Here is a 13,259-nt window from a genome sequence, read left to right on the forward strand (position 1 = left end):
CGCCCAGCCCTCGATCAACTTCGGCGACGACAAATCGAACTGGCGGGCAAGCTCCACCTTCGTCTCGCCCGCCAGGAACCGGCGAACGACTTCAAGCTTGAACGCAAACGAGAACGACCGCTTCGTCGCCTTGGCCACCAACGCTCCTCTACCGCGCACTTGCCAACGGTGATACAACCGCTTCACCGCCCACTCACTCACCGCCAACCGTGTTGCGACAGAACGTTCACCCCAACCGGCCTCAAACAAACCTATCGCCGCGACTTGCTGCTCCTGCGACAACGAACTCTGTCCAGCCATGACACTGCTCCCCAGAAATCGGAACTGAATTTCTCAGTCCAACTTCAGGGGAGCAGTTCATACAGAGGGCGGCCCTTTCTTCGCGTGAGGTGGCGCGCGGCCCGCGTGCCGCCACGGCAGCAGAACCGTCGAGGTCATCGCCGGCACCGCCGGCATTTGATGAGTCCGCCGTGATCCGAGACGTGCCGGCCGGTGGGGCGCCGCGTCAGGGCGACGCCCCACCGGCTCAGCCTGACCGGCGGCGCGTCAACCCGCTCAGTGCCGTGGGGATCCGGCTCGACCGTTCACGGAACCGGCCGACACCCGTCTGGAACCCCCGGCGCCAGCGGCTCAGGAGTGAATGCGGGAGCAGGTCGGCACGGACCCGGTTCAGGAGTGGTACGGCACGGATCATGCCGTGGCGTGCCTCCCGCAACGCGGTCGCCAGCGTCGTCCCGGAGGCCGGCCGCGGTGCGTACCGGGCGCGTTCCTCGGCGGCCGCCAGATGCCGCACGCCCGCCTCCGCCGCGCCGGAGAGACCGGCGGTGGTGATCAGGTCGCCCGAGGCCGCTCGGGGCGATCTGCCCGGGTCGATCGGTATCCCGAGGTCCTGGGCGGTCTCCAGCAGCTCGCGCCACGCGTTGGCCGAGGCCGGTACGGGCGCGCCGTCGGCGGTGGCGACCCGCCGTCGTCGCCGGACCACTCGTGCGGTTGCGGGTGTCAGCAGGACCACGGCCACGACGCCGGCGCCGGCGGCCCACCAGTGCCACACCGTCGGCAGCGGCCGTCCCGTGAACACCGACGCGGAGGCGTTCTGGCCGTTGGGCGCGGTCGGATCGGTCGGGTTCTGGCCGGGGTTGTCGGCCGGGTCGCCGTCGGGGCCGTTGGGGTTCTCACCCGGTTCCGAACTGTCCGGACGATCCGGGTCGGGGGCCCACTCGTAGTCGGCGGGGGTGCGGATGTTCGCCGACGGTGTCGGGTCGAACGGCACCCAGCCGTAGTCCTGGAAGTAGACCTCGACCCAGGCGTGGAAGTTGAAGTTGGTGAGGCGGAAGCCCTCCCTGACGATGTTGCCGCGGGTCAGGCCGATCGCGACCCGCGCGGGGATGCCCGCCTCGCGGACCATCCACGCCATGGCACCGGCGTACTGCTGGCAGAAGCCCTGCTTGTTCTCCAGGAAGTCGACGATCGCGCTGCCGCTCCAGCCGTCCTCTGTCGTCAGTTCGTACCGGAACCCGTTCGTCTGCGAGAAGTGGTTGTGGATCGCCATGACCCGGTCGTACGGGGTGTCGGCGCCCTCGGTCAGGTCCGCCACGAGTGCGGCGACCGTCTCGTTCTCGGGTACCGAGGTGTTGCTGCGGTACACCGGGCTGGAGTCGGGGACCGGTTCGGCGGTGTCGAGTAGCTCGGGGGTGTACTGGTAGTCGGTGTACTCGTACCGATAGCTCATGCCCTCGGTGGTGGAGGTGGACGAGGTCGCGGTGTTGCTCCGGGGGTCGTAGATCCACTCCTCGCCGGCCTCGATGAACACCGGGATGCCGTACAACGGCAGCGCGACGTCGGCCAGTCCGGTCGACGTGAAGGTGGCCTCCCACGTCTGGGACGGGACGTCGGCGGACACCTCCGGGGGGTTGATGCCCACCGTCACGGGTGTCGCGTTCTCGGAACGTTGCAGGTCGGGTTGGAAGCCGTCCTCCGTCAGCACCGACGCCGACCACATCTTCATGTAGCCGGGGCTGGGGTTGTCGGTGGTGACGATGCCCAGTTCGGTGGTCTGGCTCGCCTCCAGCGCGCCCTGGAGGGCGGCCACCGGGTCGACCCGCACGGGGGTGGTGGTGCCGTTGCCTCCCGGGCCGGAACCTCCGGGACCGTTGTAGAACGCGTCGATCAGGCCGGAGGTCATCCCGGGCAGCAGTCCCGGCAGGATCAGTGCGATCGGGATCGCCACCAGGGTCAGCCAGCGGCCGGTCGTGGCCAGCGGCGAGGGTTCCCAACGGTCGATGCCCCGGCCGTCACCGGAGAAGCGGCGGCCGAAGCCGCGCACCCGTTCGACGTTGTCGGTGAGCAGGACCCACAGGTATCCGGCGGCACCGGGGATGAAGAGCATCCACGGCACCTCGTCGGGGACGGTCGCCACGACGGCGACGTACAGGATCAGCAGCGGCAGGCCCGTGAGCGCGGCACTGCGCAGGATCGACACGCACAGGTCCATGAGGATCGCGAGGACGCCGGTGCAGATGGCCAGGAGGAACACCAGGCCGTCCGAGGCGACCACGGGGATGACCTGGTCCTGGATCTCGAGTCCGGCGCTCTGCAGCAGGGCCGCGAAGTGTTCCAGGGTGGCGTCGGTGGGGATCACCAGCAGGATCTCGCCGCCGCTCTGGAACATCAGCGTCAACAGCAGGACGAACGCGATGATCATCCCGGCCATCTGGACGACCGGCCCGCGCCGGAGCCGACGCAGTCCGTACGCGGTGCCGATGACACCGGCGACCATGATCAGGATCGGGCCGAACCACTCGAACAGCCCACGGAACAGCATGACGAGTGGTGCGGTGCCGAGCAGTAGCGCGCACCCCGCGACCAGGGCGGTGCTGCGACGGTCGGTCATCGGGGACCTCCTGAGACGGTCTCCGCCAACGCGGCGCGGTGGGTGAACCCCTGCGGCCCGTTGGCGAGGCTGCGCCAGACGTGGTCGAGCCGGTCACCGTGCCGGATCGGCACCACCCGCCACCCGGCCCGCAGCAGGTTCAGCATGCTGTCGTAGAACGCCTTGTCGGCGTCGGCGCGCGCGGCCTCCGGCAGGCTCATCCACGTGCTGGAGTCGATGAGTACCGCGACGCAGGTGGCGCCGCCGGCCCGGACGGCACCGAGCGCGGTGGCCTCCTCGGGGGTCATCATGCCGAAGACGCCCACGATCAATCCACTGTGGTCGCCGCGCCGGATCTGCTCCACGAGCGTCTCCATCTGGCCGTGCCGGCGGCTGCGTACCCCGGCGAGATGGTCGAGCATGACCCCCGACGAGTCGAGATCCGGTGACAGATCGACGGACTCGGACACCATCCGCATCTTGTAGCCCGACAACCGCAGGTGGTCGGTGATGCTGGCGACCGCCGCCACGGCCCACTCGAACGACGACGCCGGACCGTCACCCCGGAACCCCGCGGCCCGCAGGTCCATGACCACCGTGGCGCGTGAGTCCCACGGTTGCTCCTCCCGCCTGACCATGAGTTCGCCGGTGCGGGCGGTGGACTTCCAGTGGACCCGGCGCAGGTCGTCGCCGTGGCGGTACTCGCGGGTGGCGGCATCGTCCTCACCGTGTACCGCCACGGCCCGGGAACGGCTGTCACCGGCCCCGGCGAACTCGCCGGGCAACCGGATCGACGGCAGCGGCGTGATCGTCGGAATCACGGTGAGCCGGTCCACGCCCGGATAGGTGTGGGTCAACTCGATCAGCCCGAACGGATCGGTGATCCGGATGACGAGCGGTCCGACCTCGTATCGTCCCCGCTGTTCGGCCCGCACGGTGTAGGCGACCGCGCTCCCACCCCCGCCGGGCAGGCGTTCCAGCACCAGGCGGGGACGTTCGCCCAGCGTGTAGGGCAGCCGGTCCTCCAGCATCATCGTGCCGGTGGAGACCCGCGACTGGTTGCGCAGCCGCAGCGTCACCCTGGCCTCCTGGCCCATCTCGACCCGCGACGGGTCGAGGACCCTGGCGGCGTTGATCTGGTATCTGGTGCGGGCCATGACGGCGGCGGCCAGCAGCGGCAGGAGCCCCACCAGCAACGCCACCCGCAGCATGTCCTTCTCACCGATGACGAAGGACACCAGCACCAGCGCCAGGCCGATGGATATCAGCGACTTGCCTCGGAGCGTGAGGCCGCGCAATGCTTCGGCCACGGCGGCCTCAGCGCCCCGGCTCGGCGTTCACGGGCAGTCGACGGACCACGTCGGCGATGATCGCGTCGGTGGTGCGGCGTGCCAACTGCGCGTCCGACGTGGGGATGACCCGGTGTGCCAGCACCGGGACCGCCAGGTGCTGGATGTCGTCGGGTAGCACGAAGTCGCGGTGTTCGAAGGCGGCGACGGCCCGCGCGGTGCGGAGCAGTTGGAGGGCGGCGCGGGGGCTGGCCCCCAACCGCAGGTCCGGTGCCTGGCGGGTGGCGGTGACCAACGCGACCGCGTACTGCTTGATCGCCTCGGAGACGTGGATGCCCCGGACGGTCTGGATCATGCGCGCGACGGTGTGGGCGTCCACGACGGCCCCCAGGCCGTCGAGCGGGTCGGAGGCACCGTGGACGTCGAGCATCGCCAGCTCGGCCTTGGCGTCGGGGTAGCCGATGGCGACCCTGGCGGTGAAGCGGTCCCGTTGCGCCTCCGGCAGCGGGTAGGTGCCCTCCATCTCGATGGGGTTCTGGGTGGCGATCACCATGAACGGCGTCTGGAGGCGGTAGGTCTCACCGTCCACGGTGACCTGTCGCTCCTCCATGCACTCCAGCAGCGCCGACTGCGTCTTGGGCGAGGCCCGGTTGATCTCGTCGCCGACCACGATGTTGGCGAAGACGGCGCCGGGCTTGAACGCGAACTCGTGACTGTCCTGATTGAAGATCGATACACCGGTGACGTCGCTGGGAAGCAGGTCCGGTGTGAACTGGATCCGGCGGACCGAGCAGTCGATCGAGGTCGCCATGGCCTTGGCCAGTTTGGTCTTGCCGACTCCCGGGACGTCCTCGATCAGCAGGTGCCCTTCCGCCAGCAGCACAGACAACGCCAGGCGGACGATGGCCGTCTTGCCCTCGATGACCCGTTCGATGTTTCCGACGACCGCGTCGGTGGCCTCGTTGAACTCCCGGGCTGTCATCGCCGTGACGTGGGTCTGCGCCGTCGAGCCGATGGGGTGTGCTGTCACCGGCGTCCTCCTTACGAGTGTGGGGGTGGGCCGGTATGGCCCGGTGCGGGCCGGATCGGCCCTCGGGCCGCCGGGTCGGTTCGTGGTGGGTTCGCGCTTGCCGTCTGGATTTCCAACCTTCAAGACGCGTTGAGACGTGTTTCTGGTCGCACGTGGCCAACATTATGGCCGGAATGGTCATTTTTCAATAACGAGACGGCCGAGAGCCGGAGTAGCGGCAGGCACGATACGAACACGTTTCCGGCGTCCGCCCGCCGGACCGGCTCGTCCGCCGCGGGGTAGTGGCGTGGCCGGCGTGCCGAATCGTCGGCCGCCCGGCCGGAGGGGGTGAGGTACACTGACCCCATGACCAGGCGTGTGCTGCTTCTTATCGGGCCGTGCTGACGCGCAGCGTTACGGCGACAGCACGGCGACCCCTCCTATGCGAGGGGCATTTTTATGCCCGGAGAAGAAAACACCGACAAAGAGGACGAACGATGAGTGACACACGCGATGAGGCGGTGCCGCAGTATCGCTACGACGCGGCGATGGCGCAACGTATCGAGATCAAATGGCAGGACAAGTGGGAGCAGGCCGCGCCGTTCAACGCCTCCAACCCGGTGGGGCCGCTGGCGGCTCCGAACGCCCCCCGCGCCGACGGGCCGAAGCTGTTCGTGATGGACATGTTCCCTTATCCGTCCGGGGCGGGACTGCACGTGGGGCACCCGCTGGGCTACGTCGCGACCGACTGCTACGCCCGTTACAAGCGGATGGCGGGCTACAACGTCATGCATCCGATGGCCTACGACGCGTTCGGTCTGCCGACCGAGCAGTACGCGATCGCCACCGGTGAGCACCCCGCCAAGATCACCGAGGCCAACATCGCGACCTACCGCCGGCAACTGCGTCGCCTGGGGATGGGCTACGACACCAACCGCACCTTCGCGACCTCGGACCCGCGGTACTTCAAATGGACTCAGTGGATCTTCCTGCAGATCTACAACTCGTGGTACGACACCGAGGCCGACCGCGCCCGCCCGATCGGGGAGCTGGTGTCGCTGTTCGAGTCCGGCGCCAGGCCGGTGCCGGACGGCCGTGACTGGGCGGCGTTGACCGATGTGGAGCGCCGCGCGGTCGTGGACGATCATCGCCTGGTGTACATCAAGGAGGCGCCGGTCAACTGGTGTCCCGGCCTGGGGACCGTCCTGTCCAGTGAGGAGGTCACCTCCGACGGGCGCAGCGAACGCGGCAACTTCCCCGTCTTCACCCGCACGATGCGGCAGTGGATGATGCGGATCACCGCCTACGCCGACCGGTTGGCGGACGACCTGGACCTGGTCGACTGGCCCGAGTCCACGAAGCAGATGCAGCGTAACTGGATCGGCCGTTCCACCGGCGCGCACGTGGACTTCGCGACCGACGCCGGGCCGGTCCGGGTGTTCACCACCCGTCCCGACACGCTGTTCGGTGCCACGTACATGGTGCTGGCGCCGGAGCACGAACTGGTGGACCGGCTGACGCCGCAGAGCTGGCCGGCGGACGTGCCCGAGGTGTGGACCGGCGGGTACGCCACGCCCGCGGAGGCGGTTGCCGCGTACCGGGCGGAGGCCAAGTTCAAGTCCGATGTGGAACGCCAGGCCGACGCCAAGGAGAAGACCGGCGTCTTCACCGGCGCCTACGCGGTGAACCCCGCCAACGGCGAGTCGGTGCCGGTGTTCATCGCCGACTACGTGCTGGTCGGCTACGGTACCGGCGCGATCATGGCGGTACCCGGACAGGACGAGCGGGACTGGGCGTTCGCCGAGGCGTTCTCGCTGCCCGTCATACGTACGGTCGAGCCGCCGGAGGGCTTCGACGGCGGCGCCTACACCGGCGACGGCTCCGCGATCAACTCCACCGCGCCCGACGGGTTCAGCCTGAACGGCATGGCCGTGACCGAGGCCAAGGAGGCCATGATCGCGCGGCTGACCGCGCAGGGCTCGGGCGAGGGGACGGTCACCTACCGGCTGCGGGACTGGCTGTTCTCACGGCAGCGGTACTGGGGCGAACCGTTCCCGATCGTCTACGACGAGGCCGGCATGCCGGTCCCACTGCCGGAGTCGATGCTGCCGGTGGAGCTGCCGGACATGGACGACTTCTCGCCCAAGACGTTCGCGCCCGACGCGGCGGACACCGCGCCGGAGTCGCCACTGAGCCGGGCGGTCGACTGGATCGACGTGGAACTGGACCTGGGCGACGGCGTCCGCAAGTACCGGCGTGAGACCAACACCATGCCCAACTGGGCGGGTTCGTCCTGGTACGAACTGCGGTACATCGACCCGCAGGAGGACGACCGGATCGCCGACCCCGTCAACGAGCGGTACTGGATGGCGCCGGCCCGGCCGGGCGGCGGCGGTGGCGTCGACCTGTACGTCGGCGGCCAGGAGCACGCGGTCCTGCACCTGCTGTACGACCGGTTCTGGCACAAGGTGCTGTACGACCTGGGGCACGTCTCCAGCGTCGAGCCGTTCGGAAAGCTGTTCCACCAGGGCATGATCGAGGCGTACGCCTACACCGACTCCCGGGGCGTGTACGTGCCCGCGGAGGAGGTGGAGGAGGTCGACGGCGGATACGTGTGGAACGGTGAGCCGGTCACCCGTGAGTACGGGAAGATGGGCAAGTCCCAGAAGAACGTCGTCACGCCGGACCAGATGTGCGAGCGGTACGGCGCGGACACGTTCCGGCTGTACGAGATGAGCATGGGACCGCTGGACGTGTCGCGTCCGTGGGAGACGCGCGCGGTCGTCGGTTCGCAGCGGTTCCTGCAGCGTCTGTGGCGCAACGTGGTCGACGAGCGGACCGGCGAGGTCACCGTGGTGGACGAGGCGGCCGACGAGGAGACGCTGCGCCTGCTGCACCGCACGATCCGCGACGTCCGCGAGGACATGGACGACCTGCGGATGAACACCGCGATCGCCAAACTGATCATGTTGAACAACCACGTGGTCGGCCTGGAGCGGGTTCCCCGCGCGGTGGTGGAGCCGTTGGTCCTGATGACCGCGCCGTTCGCCCCGCACCTGGCCGAGGAGCTGTGGCAGCGGCTGGGCCACGACGGGATGCTGGCCAACGTGGACTTCCCCGAGGCGGACCCGGCGTACCTGGTCGTGGAGACCGTCACCTACCCGGTGCAGGTCAACGGCAAGGTGCGTGACCGTGTGGAGGTCGCCGCGGAGGCGTCTCAGGAGGACGTCAAGGCCGCCGCCCTGGCGTTGGAGAAGGTCGCCAACGCCCTGAAGGGCGCGGAGCCGAGGAAGGTCATCGTGGTCCCGGGCCGGATGGTGTCCATCGTGGTGTGAACCCGGGGACGGCCCGGCGGTTCGCCGCCGGGCCGTCGTCGTGTGTCAGGAGAACCGCACGTCGGAGCACTGGTAGAAGGCGTTGCCGGTGTCGGCGATCGTCCACACCGCGAGGATCAGGTGCGTACCCGAGCGGGACGGCATGGTGCCGGAGTGCGTGATGTCGTACGCCGGGCGGCTTCCGCCGTAGGGGACGGTCAGGAACGGCGTCAGGTCCAGTGCGGACCGTGTGAGCTTCTGCGCGGGGTTCCAGCCGGGTTTGGTGATGTAGTAACGGAAGTCGGTGGTGGCGTGGTTGACGGTCAGGTGCCACTTGAACTGGTAGGACTGGCCGCTGCGGACGCTGTTGGTGGGCCAGGCCCCGCCGCGCGGGTCGTCGAGCTGTGAGAAGCGGGAGAGTCCACCCGCGCACAGTGTGCCGTCGACCGGACCGGCGGACGGGAAGCCCTTCGGTCCCTCGACGCTCTGCGGTTCCCATTGGATCGGGCCGCAGTTGGTGACGACGCCCTGTTTGCAGAACAGTGAGCGGCTGATCGGGGCGTTGGTGTAGCCGTGTGCGGAGGCGGGGGGTGCGGCCACCAGTGCCAGGGCGGTGACCACGACGAACGCGAGGCCGACGACTGCGAGTCGGCTCAGTCTTCTTATTGCCATGGGCGAGATCTCCTCGTCTGCGGCCGTGCGCCCGGGTGGCGCCGGCGGCTCGGGAGGCCGGTGGTCCGGATGGCGGGACACCGGCCGCCAGAGATAGATGAATGTAAAGCTACCTAAGAATAGGGGCTGCCGGCCTGGATGTCCAGGGTGTCGGTGCGCGGCGTGGCGCCCGCCGGTGTCTGATCATCCACGTGCCCGCTCGTCCGAACGGGCCGACTCTCGAATACACACGGTGACCGTATTGTCAAAACCGGTCCCGCGCTGCTTCAATGGGAACAGACGCGACGGCCGCGCCGCACCGGGGCCGCCCGGGCCCCACAGTCCAGTGGGGACCTCGTCCGGTGCCGCGGCGGGCGTTCCGGCACACCTGATCGTCGATCGGCGCACGGGACACTCCTGACACACCGTGTTCCGGCCGGCGAGGGGCGTAGAGGCTCCCGTGTGGATGATCGGCGTCGTCCGCGTGCGAGCCCCACGGTTCCGGCCACGCCCCGAATCGGACCGATGTGTCAGGGGGGCCAGGGCGTGGCGGCGGATTCGGCACCCGCCCTGTCCAGGAGACTGCCGACCTGTGTAGGTGTGGACGGCGACGCCGTCCGGACGCACGGCGGGGCGCGACGGAGCGGTGTGCTCCCGGCCGTGTCCCACGGTGCGAGCCGGAACGGGCCGCGCCACCGGCCGACACAGCACTCGCGCACAGGACCTAAGTGGGGTGGACCTCATGCGTGGACCCGGACGCCCGGGCCGGGTCGGCCTGATACGGCGACGACTGCTCGACCGGATGGCCGCGTCACTCGACGGCGGTGCGGTCGTACTGTGCGCGCCGTGCGGGTTCGGCAAGACCACCCTGCTGGACCAGTACGCCTCGCTGATGGCGCAACCGGTCGCCTGGCTCGTCGCGGGTCCCCGGCACGTGGAACCCCACGGCTTCACCGTCGATCTGGTGCGCCGGCTCCGGCAGGCCCGGCCCGACCTCCCCGACACCTCCGACCTGGAGGAACTGCTCGCCGCCGACTCCGGTCCGGTGCTGCTGGTCATCGACGACGCGCACTGCCTGGGCGGCACCCCCGCCGAGGCCGTACTGGAACGACTGCTCGTCATGATGCCCGAATGGCTGCAGGTCGCCGTCGCGACCCGCCACACCCCGGGCATCAACCTGACCCGGCACGAACTGTCCGGTGTGGAGGTCATCACGTCGGAGCAGTTGCGGTTCCGGTTGTGGGAGACCGCGCAACTGCTCGACGAGGTGTACCGGGAGCCACTCCCGCCTTCGGACCTGGCGGCGCTCGACCGGCACACCGGCGGCTGGCCCGCCGGAATCCACCTGTACCACCTGTCGACCCGGGGCCGGGCGCTGCCGCAACGCCGCGCCGCCGTGGCGGCCCTGGACGGACGGGCGTCGGTGACCCGCAGCTACCTGGCCCGCAACATCCTGGCGGACCTGCCGGGACCGCTGCGGGACTTCCTGATCCGGACGAGCGTCTTCGACACGCTCACCGCGGCGCGCTGCGACCGGCTGCTGGGCGGCGACTCCAGTTGGCGGCATCTGGCGGAACTCGAACGCCGCCAGGCGTTCACCACCGGGGACGGTTGCGGCGGCTACCGCTACCACCAGGCCATGCGCTGCCACCTGCTCGCCAGCCTCGTCGAGGACCTGGGACACGAGGCGGCCCGCGCCTGGCATCGCAGGGCCGCCGAGCTGCTGCGGGAGGACGACGCGCTCGCCGAGGCCGCCCGCGCCTACGTCCGCGCCGACGACTGGGCGATGGCGCGCGCGATGCTGGAACGGATCGGCGTCGACATCGTCGTCGACGAACTCGAACCGTGGCGTGAACTGTTCCCCGACGCGCTGTTGGCGGACGACCCGTGGCTGTTGCTGGCCGAGGGCCGGCACCTGCTCGCGCAGGGGCGACTCCGCCCGGCCGTGCGCTGCCTGGAACGGGCGGCCGGACTGTTCAGCGACGAGGCGGGCCGGGCCCACTGCCACCGCAGCATCGCCACCGCGAGGATCTGGCTGCCCGGACCGTCCCGGGGCTTCGGCGAGTGGTCGGCCTGGCTGCGCGCCGCGACACAGCGGCACCCGGGCCTGATCGCCGCCCAGGCCGAACGGCTCGGCGGCGACCGGGGCCGCCTGGTGCGCGCGGTCGCCGGACTGCTGGCGGGCTCACCGGACGGCGAACGCCCGGTGCCGGACGGCGACTCCGAACCGGGGGGACCGGTCGCGTCCGCACTGCGGCTGTGCCGGTCGGTGCGGGACGTCGCGACGGGCCGGCTCCCCACCGGCACCGTACTCGCGGAACTCGCCGGTGACCTGGCTCCCCGGCTGCCCTGGCTCGCCCGGATGGCACGGCTGGCCGCCACCGTGACCGGCACCGAGCCCGACGTCAAGGCGGCCAGGCACATCGCGGAGGAGTGCGTACGCGACGACGACGACTGGGGAGCCGCCATCGCCATCGGAGTCGGGCTCTGGCTCGCACTACGCACCGGTACCGTGCAGCCCGACACCGACAGGTACGTCGCCGAGGACCTCGTCGCGCGATGCCGCAGGCTCGACGCGGCGGTCCTGGAGGCGTGGGCGCGGGCCCTGGAGGTGCGGGTGCTCGCGGCCGACGACGCCGACGACCTCACCGAGGCGGCGCAGTCGGCCGCCGCGTTCTGCCGGAAGGCGGGGGTGCCGGGGGCCGTGGCCCTGATCGAGGCCGTCCGCCGTCCCGAGACGGTGCCGGTCCCGGTGGTACGGGCAGCCGTGGCGCCCGCGCCCGCAGAGCCGGCGCGGAACGCCGTGTCGGTGTGGTGCCTGGGCGGTTTCCGGATGGAACGGGCCGACGGTCCACTCCGGTGGGACGCCGTGAAGCCCCGGGTGAGGGCACTGCTGCGGTTGCTGGCGTTGCACTCCCCGGGCGCGGTCCACCGTGAGGTGTTGGCGGAGGCGTTGTGGCCGGCGGCCTCCCCGCGGGTCGCCGCGCACAGTCTCCACGTGGCGTTGTCGAGCCTGCGGCAGTTCCTGGACCCCGGGGCGCCACGGGGACGATGCCGCTGGCTGGAACGGGAGGGCGAGGCGTACCGGCTGGTGTTGCCGGGTGGTGGACGTACCGACGTCGCCGTGTTGCGCGAGGCGATGCGGGCGGCGGCGGCCTGCGGCACCGACGCCCCGCACGCCGCCGGGCTGCAACGGGCGGTGCTCCAGGCGTACGGCGGTGATCTACTGCCCGAGGACGGTGCGGCGGAATGGGTGGTCGCGGAACGCGACCGGCTCCGGCGCGCCACGGCCGAGGCCGCGGTCACCCTGGCGCGCATCGAACTGCGCAACGGATCACCGGCGGCGGCGGCCTCGGCCGCCGGCCGGGCGGTCGCCGTCGACCGGTATCACGACGCAGCGTGGCGGTTGTTGGTCGAGGCACTGGATCGGCAGGGCGCGCACGCGGCGGCGCGGGACGCCCAGACCAGGTACCAGTCGGTGTTGGCGGAACTGGGCATCGCGTCCCCGGTCGCGGCGGGGCGCCGCCGCCCGGTCCGCGCCTGAACCGGCTCACCGGTCACGACGGCGGGCCGGGCACCTCCGCCCGGCCGTGAGCGACGATCCGCACCCGTACCGGGACGTGCGCGGGCACGGCGTCCAGGATCGCGGCCCGCAACCGTTCGGGGTGGACCCGCGACCCCGGAGCCGGGCGCACCCGGACCTCCACACCCGGAAGTTGGTCACCCGGCGGGTCGGCGCCCGGCTCACGCGACCACGTGCAACCCCCCGAGTCGACCACCTCCACCTCTCCGCCGGTCATCAACCTCACCTGGGCGGCCAGGCCACGGGAGGTGCCGCGCCAACGGTGCAACTCGACCGCGTTGCCCACCACCTCGCGTCGCCGCGCGTCGTCCCACGCGCCGTCCAACGGGAACGCCACCCAGCCGGCCAGCCACTCCAGGAAGTCCGGTGGGCACAGCGCCGGATCGAAGTACTGCGGCAGGCAGTCCAGGACGGTGAACAGCGGTGCCAGCACCTCGTCGAACGCCTCGGTGAACCGGGTCGTGAAGTCGTCGCCCAGGTACACCGAGGGAAGCCGGGCCGACAGTGGATGGGGCGTCGGTAGGCCCGGTATCGCGCCTCGCAC

At 70.5% G+C, this 13,259-nt stretch carries 7 protein-coding genes; 2 read left to right on the forward strand and 5 right to left on the reverse strand.

The window, feature by feature from the left end:
• Positions 1-526: 526 nt before the first annotated feature.
• From LX16_RS23655 to LX16_RS23665, 3 genes are read right to left on the reverse strand one after another with little or no spacing between them, the layout of a single operon-like run.
• Positions 527-2,890, reverse strand: a complete 2,364-nt coding sequence (locus LX16_RS23655; protein ID WP_147143647.1) for a transglutaminase TgpA family protein — start codon at positions 2,888-2,890, stop codon at positions 527-529.
• Positions 2,887-4,179 (reverse strand): DUF58 domain-containing protein, encoded by a 1,293-nt coding sequence (locus LX16_RS23660; protein WP_147143650.1) that lies wholly within the window; start codon positions 4,177-4,179, stop codon positions 2,887-2,889. Before LX16_RS23660 ends, LX16_RS23655 begins: the two co-directional genes overlap by 4 nt.
• 7 nt (positions 4,180-4,186) lie before the next feature.
• A complete protein-coding gene (locus tag LX16_RS23665; RefSeq protein ID WP_147144100.1) occupies positions 4,187-5,140 on the reverse strand; it encodes an AAA family ATPase in 954 nt (317 codons plus the stop codon).
• A 524-nt stretch (positions 5,141-5,664) separates the two neighbouring features.
• Here LX16_RS23665 and leuS point away from each other — a divergent pair.
• Entirely contained in the window at positions 5,665-8,502 is a 2,838-nt protein-coding gene (gene leuS, locus LX16_RS23670; protein ID WP_147143653.1) for a leucine--tRNA ligase, read from the forward strand.
• Positions 8,503-8,547: 45 nt separating this feature from the next.
• Here leuS and LX16_RS23675 read toward each other — a convergent pair whose 3' ends face one another.
• Positions 8,548-9,147 (reverse strand): lytic polysaccharide monooxygenase auxiliary activity family 9 protein, encoded by a 600-nt coding sequence (locus tag LX16_RS23675; protein ID WP_425304441.1) that lies wholly within the window; start codon positions 9,145-9,147, stop codon positions 8,548-8,550.
• Between the two features lie 727 nt (positions 9,148-9,874).
• Here LX16_RS23675 and LX16_RS23680 point away from each other — a divergent pair.
• A complete protein-coding gene (locus LX16_RS23680) occupies positions 9,875-12,676 on the forward strand; it encodes an AfsR/SARP family transcriptional regulator (RefSeq protein WP_147143658.1) in 2,802 nt (933 codons plus the stop codon).
• 13 nt (positions 12,677-12,689) lie between these two features.
• Here the strand turns inward: LX16_RS23680 and LX16_RS23685 are convergent, their stop codons facing one another.
• Complete coding sequence (locus LX16_RS23685; protein ID WP_147143662.1) at positions 12,690-13,259, reverse strand: phage tail protein I; 570 nt, start codon at positions 13,257-13,259, stop codon at positions 12,690-12,692.

The sequence above is a fragment of the Stackebrandtia albiflava genome (genome assembly GCF_007994225.1).
GTDB lineage: Bacteria > Actinomycetota > Actinomycetes > Mycobacteriales > Micromonosporaceae > Stackebrandtia > Stackebrandtia albiflava.

Excerpts from the sequence above, each read along its gene's own strand:
- LX16_RS23680 (WP_147143658.1), top strand. The coding sequence starts at position 9,875 with ATGCGTGGACCCGGACGCCCGGGCCGGGTCGGCCTGATACGGCGACGA.
- leuS (WP_147143653.1), top strand. The coding sequence starts at position 5,665 with ATGAGTGACACACGCGATGAGGCGGTGCCGCAGTATCGCTACGACGCG.
- LX16_RS23655 (WP_147143647.1), bottom strand. The coding sequence starts at position 2,890 with ATGACCGACCGTCGCAGCACCGCCCTGGTCGCGGGGTGCGCGCTACTG.
- LX16_RS23665 (WP_147144100.1), bottom strand. The coding sequence starts at position 5,140 with ATGACAGCCCGGGAGTTCAACGAGGCCACCGACGCGGTCGTCGGAAAC.